General features: G+C 64.8%; 14 protein-coding genes. 5 read left to right on the top strand and 9 right to left on the bottom strand.

Annotation, left to right across the window (positions count from 1 at the left end):
- Positions 1 to 13: 13 nt before the first annotated feature.
- The 9 genes from AB4Z37_RS16855 to AB4Z37_RS16815 all read right to left on the bottom strand — a co-directional run bounded on the left by AB4Z37_RS16855 (position 14) and on the right by AB4Z37_RS16815 (position 10,101).
- Positions 14 to 1,168, bottom strand: a complete 1,155-nt coding sequence (locus AB4Z37_RS16855; RefSeq protein ID WP_441517892.1) for an ABC transporter permease — start codon at positions 1,166 to 1,168, stop codon at positions 14 to 16.
- Positions 1,165 to 2,382 (bottom strand): ABC transporter permease, encoded by a 1,218-nt coding sequence (locus AB4Z37_RS16850; protein WP_288935972.1) that lies wholly within the window; start codon positions 2,380 to 2,382, stop codon positions 1,165 to 1,167. Before AB4Z37_RS16850 ends, AB4Z37_RS16855 begins: the two co-directional genes overlap by 4 nt.
- Position 2,383: 1 nt before the next feature.
- Positions 2,384 to 3,370, bottom strand: coding sequence for an HlyD family secretion protein (locus AB4Z37_RS16845; protein WP_441517891.1), 987 nt, complete (start codon positions 3,368 to 3,370; stop codon positions 2,384 to 2,386).
- Positions 3,371 to 3,514: 144 nt separating this feature from the next.
- A complete protein-coding gene (locus AB4Z37_RS16840; RefSeq protein WP_441517890.1) occupies positions 3,515 to 3,940 on the bottom strand; it encodes a phasin family protein in 426 nt (141 codons plus the stop codon).
- 40 nt (positions 3,941 to 3,980) lie between these two features.
- Positions 3,981 to 4,838, bottom strand: coding sequence for a poly(3-hydroxyalkanoate) depolymerase (gene phaZ / locus AB4Z37_RS16835; RefSeq protein ID WP_441517889.1), 858 nt, complete (start codon positions 4,836 to 4,838; stop codon positions 3,981 to 3,983).
- Positions 4,828 to 6,531: an alpha/beta fold hydrolase gene (locus AB4Z37_RS16830; protein WP_441517888.1), complete on the bottom strand. Its 1,704-nt coding sequence runs from the start codon at positions 6,529 to 6,531 to the stop codon at positions 4,828 to 4,830. Before AB4Z37_RS16830 ends, phaZ begins: the two co-directional genes overlap by 11 nt.
- Before the next feature lie 2 nt (positions 6,532 to 6,533).
- Entirely contained in the window at positions 6,534 to 6,998 is a 465-nt protein-coding gene (locus tag AB4Z37_RS16825; protein ID WP_441517887.1) for a MaoC family dehydratase, read from the bottom strand.
- A gap of 46 nt (positions 6,999 to 7,044) precedes the next feature.
- Complete coding sequence (locus tag AB4Z37_RS16820; protein WP_441517886.1) at positions 7,045 to 8,697, bottom strand: fatty acid--CoA ligase; 1,653 nt, start codon at positions 8,695 to 8,697, stop codon at positions 7,045 to 7,047.
- Between the two features lie 186 nt (positions 8,698 to 8,883).
- Positions 8,884 to 10,101: an acyl-CoA dehydrogenase family protein gene (locus AB4Z37_RS16815; protein ID WP_441517885.1), complete on the bottom strand. Its 1,218-nt coding sequence runs from the start codon at positions 10,099 to 10,101 to the stop codon at positions 8,884 to 8,886.
- Here AB4Z37_RS16815 and AB4Z37_RS16810 point away from each other — a divergent pair.
- The 5 genes from AB4Z37_RS16810 (at position 10,082) to AB4Z37_RS16790 (ending at position 17,217) form a co-directional block, all read left to right on the top strand.
- Positions 10,082 to 11,548 carry an AraC family transcriptional regulator gene (locus AB4Z37_RS16810; protein ID WP_441517884.1) on the top strand — a complete coding sequence of 489 codons (1,467 nt, stop codon included), beginning with the start codon at positions 10,082 to 10,084 and terminating at the stop codon, positions 11,546 to 11,548. The two genes, AB4Z37_RS16815 and AB4Z37_RS16810, sit on opposite strands and share 20 nt — an antisense overlap.
- Positions 11,549 to 11,879: 331 nt before the next feature.
- Positions 11,880 to 12,584, top strand: coding sequence for a lytic transglycosylase domain-containing protein (locus tag AB4Z37_RS16805; RefSeq protein WP_441517883.1), 705 nt, complete (start codon positions 11,880 to 11,882; stop codon positions 12,582 to 12,584).
- Between the two features lie 222 nt (positions 12,585 to 12,806).
- Complete coding sequence (locus AB4Z37_RS16800; protein ID WP_441517882.1) at positions 12,807 to 14,024, top strand: HlyD family secretion protein; 1,218 nt, start codon at positions 12,807 to 12,809, stop codon at positions 14,022 to 14,024.
- Between the two features lie 4 nt (positions 14,025 to 14,028).
- Complete coding sequence (locus tag AB4Z37_RS16795; RefSeq protein ID WP_441517881.1) at positions 14,029 to 15,639, top strand: DHA2 family efflux MFS transporter permease subunit; 1,611 nt, start codon at positions 14,029 to 14,031, stop codon at positions 15,637 to 15,639.
- Positions 15,640 to 16,104: 465 nt separating this feature from the next.
- Positions 16,105 to 17,217: a diguanylate cyclase gene (locus AB4Z37_RS16790; protein WP_441517880.1), complete on the top strand. Its 1,113-nt coding sequence runs from the start codon at positions 16,105 to 16,107 to the stop codon at positions 17,215 to 17,217.
- Positions 17,218 to 17,246: the final 29 nt, after the last annotated feature.

The following is a 17,246-nucleotide window of genomic DNA, read 5'->3' as shown; positions in this document are numbered from 1 at the left end:
ATTCAGTGCGAGCTCAGGCATGCGCTGGCGTGCGCACAGCCCTCCACGACACCAGCGCAATGGCGATGAGATTGTAGAAGATCGCCAACCCCCACAACACCATCAGTTGCGGCCGCACCGCGGCCAATGGCGCGCCGAGCTGGGACAATTTGACGAAGCCATCGATCGCCGCCGTGCTCGGCACAAGAAACGACAGCAACCTGACGAGTGGCGGAAACGCTTCCGCGGGCCAGGAGAAGCCCGCCATCATGAAGAGCGGCAGCCCGAGCGCGGCCAACGCCAGCTGCACCCCCAGCGCCGAGCGGATGACGGCCGCGACGACCATGCCGAGCCCCGCGACCGCAAGCACGAACGGGATGGCGAAAAACAGCACCGGCAGCAGCCCGCCGAGCCGAGGCAGCCCATAGAGATAGGGCAGCGCGATCAGATAGGCGGGCAGGATGACCGCCTCCACCCCGAGATAAGCGAGCAGCTTGCCGAGGGTGATGGCGACGAGCGAGCGTCGTTCGCCAGGGTCGGTGCCGTGATCCGCACCAGGAAGCGTGCCGAGCAGCCCGACGGCGATCAGCAATGTCTGCTGCAGAATGAGCACGAACGCGGCCGGCAGAACGTAGGTCGCATACCCTCCCTCGGGATTGAACAGCGGGACCGCCGTCAATGGCATCGGATCGGTCGCGGCGACGGCGACGACGGGATCGACACCGAGGCCCACCAGCCGCGATGCCTCGACTTCGGCGCCTATGGTGCGGGCTACCGCGGTGACCGCCCCGGCGATCCGCTGATAGATGAGGAAGTAGCTGGCGTCCGCATAGAGCGCGACGGGCGATGGGCGCCCGTGCAGCAGATCGCGCTCGAAATGCTTGGGGATCAGCAGAATGCCGTCGATGCGGCGGGCGAACACCTCGCGCTCGGCGCTCGCGTGATCGGGCAGCACCTGCGCGACGGCGACATCCGATGTGGCGTCCACGCGACGGGCGAAATCGCGGCTGGTCTGCGTTCCATCGAGATCGACCACCGCGATCGGAACGTCGCGTACTGCCTCGTTGAGATAGGGCTGCGGATAAAGGACGGCGTAGACCGCGGCGCCGAGAATCAGCACCGAGAACACCGGCCGGAACGCGAAGATGCGGTGCAGCTCACGTCGGCATGCCTGAAGGATGGCCCTCACGAGATCACCTCCCCGGGCGCAACCGGCATCGCGGGAGCGACGGCACGGGACGCCCGCATGGCTTCGAGCCGCAGCGCGACAAGCAGTGACAGGGCGAGCACGAACGCGAGGAGAACCAGCACCGGCTTCGATGACAGGGCGAGCGGCGTGCCGCGGACGGTCTGGTCGACCCGCGCGATCAGATACCAAGTGCACGGCAGCAGGGCGCCATAGCCTTGCGCAAGCGCATTCATGCCGAGGCGCGGAAAACCGATCCCCATGAAGCCGAACGCCGGCGCGGTCAGCAAGGTGCCGATACTGACCGCACTCACCATCGGGCGCAGGACCAGCGCGAGCAGGACGCCGATCATCTGGCAGGCCAGGATGAACAGCACGTCGGCCAGCACGAGAAGCCCGGGATCGCCGCGCAGCGGCAGCCCCAATACGCCGAACAGCACCGCCCCCGGCAGCCACAGCACGATCAGGAAGAGCAGCGTGTACGGCAGGACCTTGCCTGCCATGGCCGGCCAGAGCCCGCCGCCCAGCCGGCGGAGCACACGGAAACGGCCGGCCACCTCGGCGTCGAGCCCGACCGAATAGGCCGAGGTGGTGACGATCACGACCTGCAGAACGCTCGGGATCAACGCGGTCAGAAGGAAAAAGACGTAGTTCAGTGTCGGATTGAACAACGGGTTGGTCTGGACCGGAATCGGCTGCAGGTCCGCCTCGGCGATATCGACCGGCTGCCCCTGCGCCGTGCGCAGCGCAATCCGGATGCCGGCGGCGGCCGACGGGATGGCGGCGTTGACCCCGCGCGCGACGAGATTGCCCGTCGTCATGGTCTGGGTGTTGTAGAAGAAGACCACCTCCGGCCGGCGCCCGGCGAAGACATCCCGCTCGAGATTGCGCGGGATCATGAGGAGGCCCCTCACCTTTCCGGACAGGATCAGGCCGCGCCCTTCCGCAAGGTCGCCGACCCGCACCGCGACCGCCGTGTCGGGCGTGGCGTCGACCATGCGAACCACCGTCCGCGACAGCTCGGATCCGTCGAGATCGAGCACCGCGATCGGCAATCGTGTCGCCAAGCCGGCGCTGAAGACCACGATCAACAGCGCGAGCACGCTCAGAGGCGCGACCGTGGTAAGCATCAGCAGGAACGGTCGCCGGCGCAACCAGCCGATCTCACGCCAGAACACCAGCCAGAACCCCGGCCGGATATCGCTGCGCGCGCGCATGTCAGCGTCCCCGGCTCGCCCAGGCGACAATCGCGCTCATCCCGGGCCGCAAACCTTCGATCGGCCCCGCCGGCCGTGCGCGCACCTCGAAGGTTCGCAGATCGAAATCTCCGGTGGCGCGCGTCGCTCGCCACGTGGCGTATTGGCCCTGCACATTGATCATGGTGACATGCACCGGCACGACCTTCGATGCGAGGGCCGGCACCATGACATCGAACGTGTCGCCGATCTTCAGTCCGCCCAGCAGATCCTCGCGGATGTTGAAGGTGAACCAGATGTTGTTCATGTCGATCAGCGCGAACAGCGGGGCGCCCGGACTGAAGTTCTCCCCCAGCGACGCGATCCGGCTGGTCACCTGTCCCGCGATCGGCGCCCGGATGACGAACTCGCCGACATCGACGTTGCGCTGCTGCACGGAAGCTTCCGCCTGCTTGACCTGCGCCGCCGCCAGGGCCCGCTCCTCTTTGCTGGCACCGGTCGTCGCCAGTTGAAGCGTCGCTTCCGCGGCCTCGCGCTTGCGGATCGCGGCATTGAGATTGCGCGTCGCCTCATCGACCCGCGCCTGCGGCGTGTTTCCGCTGCGCGACAGCTCGGCCTGGCGGTCATAGGTCTCCTTGGCCAGCGTGACATCGGCATCGGCGGCATCGACCTCTGCCTTGCGCGCCGCAATGGTCTCCGGGCGGGTGCTGTTGACGCGGTCAAGATCAGCCTTCGCGACCGCAAGCGCCGCTCCGGCCGCGAGCTGCGCCGCGACCAGTTGCGGACTGTCGAGAACAGCCAGCACCGCGCCGCGTTCGACCGTATCCCCCACATCCGCCTTCAGCTCCATCACCCGTCCGGCAACGCGCGGGCTGATATCGACCCGGTCGGCGGTCACCTCGCCCTGAACGGTCAGGGGCGGCGGCCGCGTCGCGAACCACAGCACGCCTCCGATCGCCACGAGTGCAACAACGCCGATGACCTTCGGAATAACTTGACCGCCCGCCATTTCTGATCCCTTGCAAGACGCCGCCGCGGTAACGTTGCTGCACGCGTCCGAATTCTAGACAAATGCCCGACGCCGCGAGCGGCGCGTCCCTCGTGGCGATGCGGCGGCGGAAGCGCCCCCGCATCGCTCGCGAGTCGGACCAGTTTAAGCTTTCCGCGTGAAGCTCGTGCGAAACTCTTCCCAGTTTTCCTTCATGCGATCCTGAATGATCTTCAGTGCATCCGAGGTCGATTGCCGGCTGGTCTCCGCCGTTTCCTTCGCGCCCTGGACGGCGATATCGAACACCTTCCTGGCGAACTCGGCCTGCTTGCCGAGATAGTCCTGCGGATTGCCCAGCGCCTTGAACTCCTGCGCCAGCGTCGATGCTTCGCGCAGGCCCGCCTCGAACACTTCGCGCTGCTTGTCCGCGACGGTCCGCGCGCCTTCGGCCGCAACCTTGGCACTCTGGGTCAACGCGTCCAGGTTCTTGCGATGGCCCTCGATGATCTTGTCGAGATCGAGTTTCGGCAGGCCGAGATCGGTGCCGAACTTGCGAAACATGTTGATATAGGTATCGGTGTCCTGGGTCATGCAGTCTCCTCCACGAAAATGAGGTCGTCGGTCGACCTCGTTACTCACGCCTCAAGAAGGTCTCGATCCGATCCGCGGCCTCCGCGGCGCGGGTCACAAGAAACAGGTGGCCATCCTCGATGATCTGCAACTGCGCATGCGGAATGAGGCGCGCCAGAATGCGGCCGTTGACCAGCGGCACGAGCGGATCATCCCGCCCCATCAGGACCAGCGTCGGCTGCCGCAGCGCATGCAGCCATGGCAGACTGCTCCAGCCGGCCATCGCCATGAGCTGGTAGAGATAGCCGAGGCGCCCCGTCCCCGCCATCGCGCCGGAATAGCGCTGGATCAGCAGCGGATCGTCACGGAACGCGCCGCCATAGATTTCAGCGGCGACCCTGCTCATGTAGCCCTTGTCGATATAACGGCGCGGCGTGACCATGTGCATCAGAACCCGCGGACTTCCGGGAACCATGATCGCCCCCGGAGAGGTCGCCGCCAGCACCAGCCGCCGGCACACCTGCGGGTACTGGTGCGCGAACTGCTGCGCCATGCCCCCGCCCCATGACACACCCGCGGCATCCGCCTCGTGGTGTCCCAGTTGCTCGAGCACGCCGCGCCCGAGACGGGCGATCGCCGCCGGCCGGTAGGGCCACGTCGGCAGCGGCGAGCGACCGACACCCGGGACATCGAAGATGATCGCGGTGGTGTCCGTCAGGGCCTCGAGAAACGACCGCGCCAGCTCCCAGTTCGCGCCGATCCCGTTGAACAGCAGCAATGGCGGCCGAGCACTTGCCGTCTGCCTGATCGCCACGTTGAGACGCTGTCCCTCCACGGTGATCATCCGGACATCGATCTGCGACATGCTGCTGCCCGAGGCGCTGCCGCCCGACCTGAGCGCCGCCCCCTCACTGCTCAAAGACATAACTCCCCGGTGCATCCATCAGTCTCGGGTGGCGCGTGCTCCCAAGGACGGGGGGCGCGTCGACCTCGCCGTCCGAGCGCTGGTGCAGCCACTCGCGCCAGTCGAGCCACCAGCTGCCCTGGCGCTTTTCCGCGCGGTTCAGAAACGCGTCCGGCCCCGCAGGATCGACCGCTCCGATCATGTAGGACGCCTTCTTGTTGGTGGGCGGATTGATCAGGCTCTGCAAATGGCCGCTGTTGGCGAGCACGAATGTCGTGTCGTGTCCCATCAGCAGCGCGGTCTGGTAGACCGACTTCCACGGCGTGATGTGATCGGTCACGCCGGCAATGACGTAGCTGTCGGCCTTGACCGCACGCAGATCGACGGCGGTATCGTTCAGTTTCAGCGTCCCGGGCTTCACGAACGGATTGCTGGAATACAGATCGATATAGTCGCCGTGGAGGCGCGCCGGCAGCCGTGTGGTGTCCGCATTCCAGAAGAGAATGTCGAAGGCCGGCGGCGGATTGCCGAGCAGGTAGTTGTTGACCCAGTAATTCCAGATCAGGTCGTTCGGACGCATCCAGGCGAACATGCGGGCAAGATCGTCGCCATCGAGAACGCCTCGCAGGTTCGAGGATGCCTTGGCCGCCGCCATGGTCTCAGGCGTGATCAGCGATCCGAACGAGCTTTCGCCGAACGTGCCGAAGTCAAGAATGCACACCGCCAGGATCATGTTCCTGATCTTGTGCTGTGCCGCGCCGAGGGTCGCGAAATAGGACGATGACGTGATTCCGCCGGAGCACGACCCCATCATGGAAATATCGTCGCAGCCGGTGATGTCGCGCACCGCGTCGACGGCCTCGTCGATCGCCGCCACGTAGCTATCCAGCCCCCAGTCGCGATGGCTCACGTCGGGATTGCGCCAGCTGATGCAGAATGTCTGGATGCCGCTGTCGAGCAGAAAGCGAACCATGCTCTTGTCCGGGGAAAGATCGACCGCGTAGTACTTGTTGATCTGCGGCGGCGTGATTACCAGCGGCCGCCGCCAGACCTTCGCGGTGGTCGGCGTATACTGGACGAGCTCGAGAATCTCGTTCCGGAAGACCACCGCGCCCGGCGTCGCTGCGAGGTCGACGCCGACCTTGAATGCGGAGCGATCGACTTGCGACGGCAAACCGCCGTGCTTGGTGACGTCTTCGAGAAAGTGCTGGAATCCCTGCCACACACTCTGCCCGCCGGTATCGAGCAGCTTGCGCACGGCCGTCGGATTGGCCAGCAGGCTGTTGGTCGGCGCAAGCGCATCGATCCAGATCGTCGTGATGAGATGGGCGCGTTGTTTGTCGACATCGCCGAGGCTGGTCCGGTCGACGAACGTGTCGAGCGCATGGCCCCAGGCCAGGTAGGCCTTGAGCAGCCGGCTGTGGACGCCGCTGTTGGCCCAGGTCGGATCCGCGAAACGCTTGTCGCCGGCTTCCGGCTGGCGCTCCGACCTGCCGCCCATCACCTCGCCGAGCTCGCCGAGGAACGACATCCATTGTTCCGAAGCGACCTTCGGCTCATTGACCATCGCCTTGAGCAGGATCCCTGCGCTTTGCAGCAGATCCTCGCTGCGCAGGCTCACCAGCGGATTGAGCGCGAGGGTGTGTCGCGACGCTTGCTCGAAGATGGCTTCCCCGGTATCCCCACGGGAACGATCGGCGGTGCTCATGGTCATCTCCCCGGGATCAGGAGGGCGAGCGTGTCGGCGACGAGGGCGGGCTTCTCGGCGCCCTCGACCTCGAGAATGTTCTGCGTTTTCATGATCACCTGCCCTCCGTCCTTCGGCTCCACGGCGACCAGCACAGTGCGCAGCCGCACCCGCGCGCCGGCCGGCACCGGCGTCAGGAACCGGACCTTGTCGATGCCGTAGTTCAAGCCGGCAGCGGCATCCCTGGGAATGATTCCGATCTGCATGGCGAGCGGCGCGACCATCGCAAGCGTGAGGTAGCCATGGGCAATCGGCCCGCGGAACGGGCTCTCGCGCTTGGCCCGCTCCACATCGACATGGATCCACTGGTTGTCACCGGTGCATGCCGCAAAACTGTCGATCCGGGCCTGATCGATCGTCACCCAATCGGACACGCCGAGCTCCTGTCCGATATGCTCACCAAGGCCGGCAAGGGTCAGCTCCGTCATGTGCTCCTCCCGCTGTCATCAGCGCCGCGTCGATCCATGCCGGCGGCTACATGTCGCCATACATCTCCCGCAGCACCTTCTTGTCGATCTTGCCGACGCTGGTTTTGGGCAAGCCCTCGACAAACAGGATCTTCTCCGGAATTCCATATCGCGAGATGACGCCACGATCCGCGAACGTCTTGAGATGCGTCTTGATGTCGGCGTCGGTCACGGACGCTGCGACGCCGACCTCCTTCACCACCACGGCCAAAGGCCGCTCGCCCCATCGGTCGTCCTTGACGCCGATGACAGCGGCCTCGGCGATGGCCTCGTGCTGCGAGATCAGATCCTCGATCTGCAGCGACGACACCCACTCACCACCGGTCTTGATGACGTCCTTGATCCGGTCAGTGATCTGGATGTAGCCGCCCGGCGTCATGACCCCGATATCGCTGGTGTGCAGATAGCCGCCTGCCCACAAATGCTCCGACGCATCGGGATTGTTGAGATACCCTTGGGTCAACCACGGCGCGCGCACGACGATCTCACCCGAGGTCTTGCCGTCATGGGGGACGTCCCGCATGTTGGCATCGACAATGCGCAGGTCGACCAGCGGACACGCCAGCCCCGCCTTGGTCCGGATCTCACTCTCATGCTCGTGATCGCCGCTCAGGTCCTTGGACCTGACCTGGCCGGCGCACAACAAGGGTCCTGTTTCCGACATCCCGTAGCCGGCATAGATATCGATGCCCGCGGCCAGCGCCTGTTTGGCCAGCGCCTTGGGCAAGGCCGAGCCGCCGATCACCATCTTCAGCCCGGCGAGATCGACCTTCGCCGCCTCGGCCGCCGCCAGCAGCATCTGAAGGATCGTCGGCACGCCATGGGTGAAGGTGACCCCCTCGCTCTTGATCAGCTTGACCAGCAACTTCGGCTCATACCGCCCGGGATAGACCTGCTTGACGCCGGCCAATGTCGCCGTCCACGGGAAGCCCCACGCGTGGACGTGGAACATCGGCGTGATCGGCATATACACGTCGTCGCGGCTGAAGCGGCCCTGCTTGCCGGCGATCCCGAAAAAAGCAAGCTCCGCCAGGCAGTGAAGCACCAGTTGGCGGTGGCTGAAGTAGACCCCCTTCGGATTGCCGGTCGTGCCGGTGGTATAGAAGGTCGTGGCCAGACTGTTCTCGTCGAAATCCGGGAAGGCGTAGTCGGGGGCAGCCGCCCGCACCACATCCTCGTACTCGCCGGCAAATGCCAGGGAGCCGGTCGCGGGTGCGGGCCGATCCGACATCACCACCATGGTCCGCACCTTCGGCAGCTGCGCCTTGATGCCTTCGAGCAGCGGCACGAACTCGTCGTTCACGAGCAGCACCGTCGCACCGGCGTGATTGATGGTGTAGGTGATCTGCTCGGGAGAAAGCCTCACATTCACCGTCTGCAGGACGGCGCCCATCATCGGAACGGCGAAGAAGGCCTCCAGAAAGCGGTGACTGTCCCAATCCAGAACGCCGACGACATCGCCCGCCTGCACACCAAGCCTGGCGAGGGCCGACGCGAGCCGTCCGATGCGATCCCTGAGGTCACGATAGGTATAGCGCCGCTGGTCGCGGTAGACGATTTCCTGGTCAGGGACCTGCAGCAGCGGCGTGTGCCAGATCTGCTTGAGCAGGAGCGGGTATTGGTAAGCGGACTTGGCAACCTCGGCGTGTCTTGCAGCCATGGCGTCCTCCCCCATCATCGCGCCTCGCGCGCTGTTCTATCGCCGACGCAGGTCAAAGCGTCGAAGGTCAATGCATCGAGTCATTTCCTGTTTCGAGCCTCGCGCCCGTCGCTCCCTTTGTGAAGGTACAAAGCGGACACAAAGTGGGTTCAATCCGGACATCCGCAGCATTGTCGCTGCGAAGCCCTACACAAATGCGCTCAGTCCCGTGATCGCCTTGCCGACGATCAACGTATTCATTTCCCGCGTCCCCTCGTAGGAGTAGATCGCCTCGGCGTCGGCGACGAAGCGGCCGATATGCTCGTCGAGCAGGATGCCGTTTCCGCCTAACAATTCCCTGGCGTATCCAACCGTTTCGCGGCACTTGACCGTGCAGTACGCCTTGGCCAGAGAGGCGTGCTCATCGTTCATCAAGCCCTGGTCCTGCAGCTGCGCGAGGCGCAGCATCATGCTCTGGGTTGCGGTGACATTGCCCAGCATCCGCACCAGCAGGTCCTGCACCAGCTGAAATCCGCCGATCGGACGGCCGAATTGGCGGCGCCGCTGGGCATAGCGCAGGGCATGCTCATAGGCCCCCATCTGACAGCCGACAGCGAACCAGGCGACGCCGGTGCGCGTCATCTTCAGCACCTTGGCGGTATCCTTGAACGTATTGGCGAGCTGCAAGCGATCACGCTCGGGGACGCGACAATCCGACAACGTGATCAGGCCGTTCTGCACCACCCGCAACGCCATCTTGTTCTCGATCTTCTTGACCGAGAAGCCGGGATTTCCCTTCTCGACAACGAAGCCCTTGACCTGGCCCGACGCCTCGTCCCGCGCCCAGATGACGTTGAGGTCGGCAAAGGTCGAATTCCCGATCCATTTCTTCTGGCCGTTGAGGATCCAGCTGTCCCCGTCGCGCCGGCAGGTCGTCATCATGCCGCCGGACGTCGCCGAGCCTACATCAGGCTCGGTCAGTCCGAACGACCCGATCGCCTCGAACCGCATCATGGCAGGCAGCCAGCGCTGCTTCTGCGCCTCGTCGCCGCACAGATAGATCGAGCCCGCCGAAAGCCCGGTGTGAACGCCATAGAATGTCGCGATCGATGAATCGATGCGCGCCAGCTCCATGCAGATGAAGCCGTTCAGCAGCATGCTGCCGCCCGCACAACCGTAGCCCTGATATCCCACGCCGCCGATTCCAAGCTCGGCAAGGTGAGGAACGATCTCAAACGGAAATTTGTCGCGAGCCCAGTATTCCTCGATGATCGGCGCAACAACCCGTTCGGCGAAGTTGCGGACGCGTATCAGGATCGCGCGCTCGTCTGCTGTCAGGACATTGGCGATTCCGTAGAAATCACCATTGACGGCTGGCGGCATATATGGGCTCGGATCCCTCGGAGTGGTTGACGCACTGGTCATTGAGATCTCCCGACGCTTTGGACGCCTTACCCGGAAGAAGACTCGTTCGCTCAAACCATCGAAAGTGGGAACGCAATTATCATCAACGTCGGCTCAAGAGTTCAAGCGAAATCCGCAGCCGCTCGCATCTGTTGGTCCGTTTCTGCCTACCGCATCGCAGCACCGGGAGCTTCCTTGCTGTGACAAAAAATCTCCGCACGCGCGTATGCCCGCGACGGGCAAGCCGACGCCCGCGTGCTTGCCGCTTTACAAGGCTTTCGAATTGAGTTCCCCTCCTGCGCCGACCATTGCGCATCGTGAGGCGACGAGATGGCATTCCACTGCGGACATGACTGGCCACAGCCCCTTGCGGCCCGCGCTCCAGACAATGTTCGGCACCGCTGTCGGACGACGGCTCGGCTGCTCCGATAGCACGATGAACAGCCCCGGTCCCACCGATAGGCTCTATGACGCGACAAAGCTGTCGGCGATCGTCGATGTGCTGGCCGGTCAGGGAATTTTACATCGCGAGGCGTTGCGGGACATCGGCGTCTCCATCGAAGCGCTGCACGCCCCAGGCACCCTCGTCTCCATCACCCAGCTGCTGCAAGCCTGCCGGACCGCCCTCCGCCTCTCGAAGGATCCACATCTGCCGTATGTCATCGGATCGAGCATTCATGTCTCGACCTATGGCATGTACGGCTATGCCATCCTCTGCAGCACCGACTTCCGCCGGACGATGCAATTTGCGTCCGGCTATCACGCCCTCGCCGCGCCGCTCGGCAGAATAACGTTCTCGGAAACGGACAGCGATGCCGGCTGGACTTTCGATCCGATCGTGCACGAGGCCACCGATGCGCGGCTGTACCGCTTTCTTGTCGAGCTGCAGATCGGCATCTTCATCTCGCTTCACCGCGATGTCATGGGCTCGTCGTTCACGCCATCGGAGATCAGGCTCGCCTACCGAAAACCCGACGACTTCTCGATCACCGAAGACCTCGTCGGCTGCCCTGTCCGTTTTGGCGGCCCTGCAAATGGCATGTCGTTCGACCGCAGCTGGCTGGACGCCAGGCCGCAGTTCGGCAACCGCACGACCTATGCCGCCGTCGAGGCCCTCTGCAACGACCTGATCAGCGACCTGTCGCTCCGGATCGGCGTCGCCGGAAAGGTCAGAACGCTGCTGCTGCAGAACATCGCCCATCCCCCCACCCTCGAGGCGATCGCCGAGACGCTCGGCACCACGACGCGGACCCTGCGCCGGCAACTGCAACGGCAGGACACGTCGTTTCGCGAGTTGCTCGACGACATGAGATCCCAGGTCGCCATGAAGTACCTGCGCGAAACGGCGATGACCAACGAGGACATTGCATTTTCGCTGGGATTTTCGGACGTCACCAATTTCAGGCACGCGTTCCGCAGATGGACCGGCAAGAGCCCCGGTGAATTCAGGCCCCCTCGCCCTCGCTAGAAACCGGCCCTGACTTCTATTCCGTTCATTTCGGAGCCCGTCAGGATACTGGCAATCTTTAGACCCTAGGATCGTCCGCGTTCACAGTCCCACGGTCGCGGAAGGGAACCGCCGTCCAGGGGACGTGCTCCCGGCCCATCCGAGCCGCAGCAGCGTCCGGCCGCATGCCCCCCTTCAGCAGGCTTACCATCTCGTGTCCCCGGTCCCCGCCGCAAAGCCCATCCCCCGCAAAAGGCGCATCCGGCGGCACAGGTTCACGGGCCTTCGTTCCGTCCGCGGCTGGCCAGGCCTGCGCTGGATCCGGCAAACACGAGCCACGGCGCCGACAGCGGTGCGGATCGCCGTCATCGCGGCGGCCATCCTCGCATTCGTCCCGCTGGCCAACCTCCTGTACCAGGTGGCCCGCAAGCCGAGCGAGTTGCTTGTCTTCGTCGGCACCGCACTCGACAAGGAGCCGGCTGAAACCTGGCGGCTGTATGGAGCGCACTTTCGCGCCTATTCCACCGATACCATCACTCCCGAACTGCTGGCTGCACTGGCGCAAACCGAGAGCACCGGCAGCCCGGTGGCGCACACTTATTGGCGCTGGCGCCTGACCTGGAATCCTTTCGCCATATACAAGCCCGCCTCGAGCGCCGTCGGCCTGTATCAGATGACCGACCCGGCTTTCGCCGAGGCGAGCCACTACTGCATCCGCCGGCACACCGTCGTAGCCGCCGACTGCTGGTTCAACCGCCTCTATATCCGCACGCTGCCAGGTCATGCCACCGAGCTCGCGGCGGTGTACCTGGACCGCAACGTCAGCGGCGTTCTCACCTCCACGCCCAACAGATCGGCAAGTCCGCAGCAGAAACAGGATCTCGCCGCCCTCATCCATCTGTGCGGCGCCGGGCCGGCCCGAGCTTTCATGCGTCGCGGCTTCCAGCCGGCAACCGGCGAGCGCTGCGGCGATCATCTCGTCACGGCCTACCTCACCAAGGTCAACGCTATGAAACGGCTGTTTGGGAAGCTGGCGGCGGGCGATCGGGGCGACTAGGCCCCCAGCAACAGGCCCGCGGCAAGGCGGCACCACGGCTCGCGGCACCTCCCGCTTCGCGCGTCCGGCGAGCCATGCGTTTAAATGATGACTATCATTCCATTGACTGCGGCAGGAACAGGCTTATTTTGGAAAATATCGAGTTTCCTAAATAGCCCGCCGTCATCAGGCGGCGGCGAAAACGGCAGAAACGCCAAAGAGTTCGCTCATACGGAGGCCGCCATGACCCAACCACTGGAAGCCCTTCAAGCCGAAACGCCGGTCGCCGGCAATGTCAGGGAATTGCGCCCCACACTCGACCGCACCGCGGCGCCGCAGCCAGGACCGGTGGCCGCCGCCCCGACCGGGCGCCGGGCGCGGTTGCGCCCCCTGTTGATGGCAACCGCGGCCGCGACGCTGTTGGCCGGCGGCGCCTGGTACGGTTTGGACTACTGGACGACCGGCCGCTTTCTGGTTTCGACCGACGACGCCTATGTGAAGGCCGACAACACCACGGTCGCCCCGAAGGTCTCCGGATACATCAGCGAGGTGCTGGTCGGTGACAACCAGCCCATTACCGCCGGCCAGGTGCTTGCACGCATCGACGATCGCGACTTCAAGGTGGCCCTCGATCAGGCCAGGGCCGACGTGGTTGCCGCGGCGGCGGCCGTGACGAGTAAACGTGCCCAGCTCGACGTCCAGCAGGCGGTCATCGCCGCGGCGAAAGCGACGCTCGATGTCGACATGGCGAGCGAGGTCTTCGCCAGTCAGGAGAACAAGCGCTACAGCGATCTCGCCAAAACCGGCTTCGGCAGCGTCCAGAACGCTCAGCAGGCGCAGTCGCGTGCCGCCGGCGCCTCCGCCGTCATCGCCCGGGACACCGCCAACCTGGCTTCGGCGCAACGCCAGCTCGAGCTGTCGAAAGCGGAAATCGCCCAAGCCGAAGCGAGCGCGACGCGCGCGGCCGCGATCGAACGCCAAGCCGAACTCAACCTCGGCTATACTGTGATCGTTGCGCCGATCGATGGCGTGGTCGGAAACCGGACCCTTCGCCCCGGCCAGTTCGTGCAGGCCGGCACGCAGTTGATGTCGCTGGTGCCAACGGCTTCGGCCTATGTCGTCGCCAACTTCAAGGAGACGCAGCTGACCAACGTGCACGCCGGCCAGCGTGTCGACATCGCCATCGACATGTTCCCGGGGCAGCGCGTGCATGGCCACGTCGACAGCCTCGCGCCCGCGAGCGGCCAGGAGTTCGCGCTGCTGCCGCCCGACAACGCCACCGGCAATTTCACCAAGGTGGTGCAGCGCATCCCCGTGAAGATCACGCTCGATCGCGGCGCATCGATCGCACTGCGGCCGGGCATGTCGGTGATCCCGACCATCGATACCCTGCCCCAGGCCAGAATTGCGCTCGCGGACACCATCCGCTCCAGCGACGCATCGCTCGATTCGAAGAGGTGATGTCATGTCGGACGTGACTGTTTCCAGCGTCGCGTCGCCGTCCGGGGCTCATGCCACCGCCTCGCCCGCCAGTCGCGCGCCCGCCGCCGTGTGGATTTCCGTGATGGCCGCGATGATCGGCGCATTCATGGCGATCCTCAACATCCAGATCACCAATGCCTCGCTTCTCGACATCGAGGGCGGCATCGGCACCGGCGTCGACAACGGCTCGTGGATCTCGACGTCCTACCTGATCGGCGAGATCGTCGTCATCCCGCTCACCGACTATCTGAGCCGGGTGTTCTCGTTCCGCAACATCATTCTCGCCCACGCCACCCTGTTCGCGGTGTTCTCGGTGGCCTGCGCGTTCGCGACCGACCTTCCCTCCATGATCGCACTGCGCGGCCTGCAGGGCTTCTTCGGCGGCGTCCTGATCCCGATGGCCTTCACGCTGGTCTTCACCAGGCTGCCCAAGCCGCAGCAACCGATCGGGCTCGCGATGTTCTCCCTTGCCGTGACGTTCGCACCGGCGATCGGCCCGACGATCGGCGGCTACCTCACCGAAAATTATGGCTGGCAGACCATCTTCTTCGTCAACGTCATCCCCACCGCGATCATGGTCGCGACCCTCTATGCCACGCTCGAGCGCGAACCGATGCGCCTCGGCCTGCTGCGCGAGGGCGACTGGCTGGGTATCCTGACCATGGCAATCGGCCTGTCCGCGCTCCAGGCCGTGCTCGAGGAGGGCAACAAGGACGACTGGTTCGGCTCTCCATTCATCGTCAAGCTTGCGGTGATCGCCGTGGTCAGCCTGACGCTGTTCGTCGCGGTCGAGCTGCGCATCGACAAGCCGCTGCTGAAGCTGCGCCTGCTGACCCGGCGCAGCTTCGGGATGGGCACCCTCGCAGCGGTGTTCGTCGGCTTCGCGCTGTTCGGCTCGGTTTATCTCCTGCCCGCCTACCTCGGCCAGGTCCAGCACTACAATGCCGAGCAGATCGGCACGGTCCTCGCGTGGACCGGCTTGCCGCAGCTGATCCTGATCCCGTTCGTGCCGAAGCTGATGCAGCGGTTCGATGCCCGTCATATCGCCCTCGTCGGAACGCTGCTGTTCGCCTACAGCGCGTTCGCCAACACCGCGATGTCCATCGACTATGCCGGCGACCAGCTGTGGCTGCCCAACATCATCCGGGCGGTCGGGCAGGCATTGCTGCTCGCGCCGCTCAGCGCCCTGACGCTCGGCAGCGTCGCGCCGCAGGACGCCGCCGCCGCCTCCGGCATCTCCAACATGATGCGGAACCTCGGCGGCGCCATCGGCACCGCCGTGCTCGCCACCATCGTCACCAAGCGGGAGCAGTTCCACTCCAATATCATCGGCCAGTCGGTCAACCTCAATCGCGAGGAGGTGCGCACCCGGATCGGGCAACTGACCGACTACTTCCGTGCGCATGGCGTCACCGACCTGGATGCGGCGCACCACCAGGCGATCATTGCCCTGGGGAATGCCGTGAAACGCCAGGCCCTGGTGCTTGGCTTCAGCGATACCTTCGCGGTCATCGCTTTCGTCCTGCTGCTGGCCGCGGTCGCCGTCGTGCTGACCGGCAAGCCCAACATCACCTCGACGGGCGGCGGCCACTGATCGCCATCGGCTGCGGCTGGCGCCCTGCTTGCCGCAGCCCTCTCCCGGCCCCATTCATCCGCGCGTGCAGCGAGCCGGCGATCTTTCTGAAAGAAAGTCCTCGCACCGAGCCGACATGGGAAACATTCGGCTAACGCAATGCAGTCAATTTCAGGACTGCCATCGCCAAACGCTGTCCGACACCACCACCACGCGCCTCCAGCCCCGCCCCGACCGGCTGACCGCGCCGGCCGGCGCTCATCTGCTGCGTCTTGAGGCTTTTGTTAACCGTGCATGCGGCGACCTCGCGCTTTCCTGCGGTCATTAATTGTTGAAATAGCTTGCTCCGATAGGAGAAGCCACATGGGACCTGAAACGCGAAATTACAGCCTGCCACGCTGGCGCATCACGCGATGGCTCGCAGAATGCGGACATGACGTTCCGGAGGGCATCCGGATCGATCTGATCGGCAATCTGTACGGTTCGTTGTCGGTCTTCGCCGGGGGCGTGCTCAACACGCTGGCCGTCGCGACGGTGATCGCAATTCACGCCCCGACAGTGCCGCTGATCACCTGGCTCATCCTCGAGGTCACGATCTGCACGGCACGGCTCATCGTATTGCTCATCGCGCGCCGCAGGGCGCTGATGCACCGGCAGACACCGACCGATCTGAACATCGTGCTCTCCGTTGCCTGGAGTGGCGGCGTCGGCTACGGCGTCGTCGCCAGCCTCGCGTCGGGCGACTGGGTGGTCGCGACGCTGGCCTGCCTCTCCGCCGGCTCCATGGTCGGCGGCATCTGCTTCCGCAACTTCAGCGCCCCCCGCCTCTCTGCCACGATGATCGTGTTCAGCATGGGCCCGGCACTGATCGGCGCCCTGATCGCCGGCGAACCGCTGATGTTCATCGTGGCGCTGCAGATCCCGCTGCACCTCACCGCCATGACCATGGCGTGCTTCAGGCTCAACAAGATGCTGATCGCGACAATGCGTGCCGAGCGTGAGAAGGACTATCACGCGCGCCACGATCCGCTGACCGGTCTTGCCAATCGCGCCGAACTGGTCAGCGCCCTCAGGAAACGCCTGGCGAAGCCCGATAGCCACGACGACACCTTTGCCGTCCTGTATCTTGATCTCGACGGCTTCAAGACGGTCAACGACACGCATGGACATGCGGCTGGAGACCGGCTGCTCGAAACGGTCGCCGAGCGCATACGGCACGTCCTGCGGGAAGGAGATCTTCCGGCGCGCTTCGGCGGTGACGAGTTCGTCGCGATGTCCACGGTCTTGACTGCGGACGAAGCGGCGGCGCTCGCGCAAAGGCTGATCGATGCCATCGGCGCGAAGTATGAAATCGGCCTCGGCACGCTGATCAACATCGGCGTCAGCATCGGCATCGCCATGGCTCCGGAACGCGGCGGCGAAGCGGAAGATCTGCTGGCGGCGGCGGATGCCGCGCTCTATGTCGCCAAATCGGCCGGCGGCTCGCGCTGCCAGTTGGCGTCGGTCGATGCCAGCCTGAAAATGCGCATCCAGCGGCAGGCCGACCTGCCGCCGGAGGATGATATTCGTCCGCGGCCTCTGGCACGACGACGAGGCTGAGCGGAATAGAAGAGGCCGCCGCCGTTGTC

It is taken from the genome of Bradyrhizobium sp. 2TAF24 (genome assembly GCF_052115025.1).
Classification (GTDB): Bacteria; Pseudomonadota; Alphaproteobacteria; order Rhizobiales; family Xanthobacteraceae; genus Bradyrhizobium_A.
The sequence above is the reverse complement of the archived record's forward strand: the minus strand, read 5'-3'. Positions and strand labels throughout refer to the sequence as shown.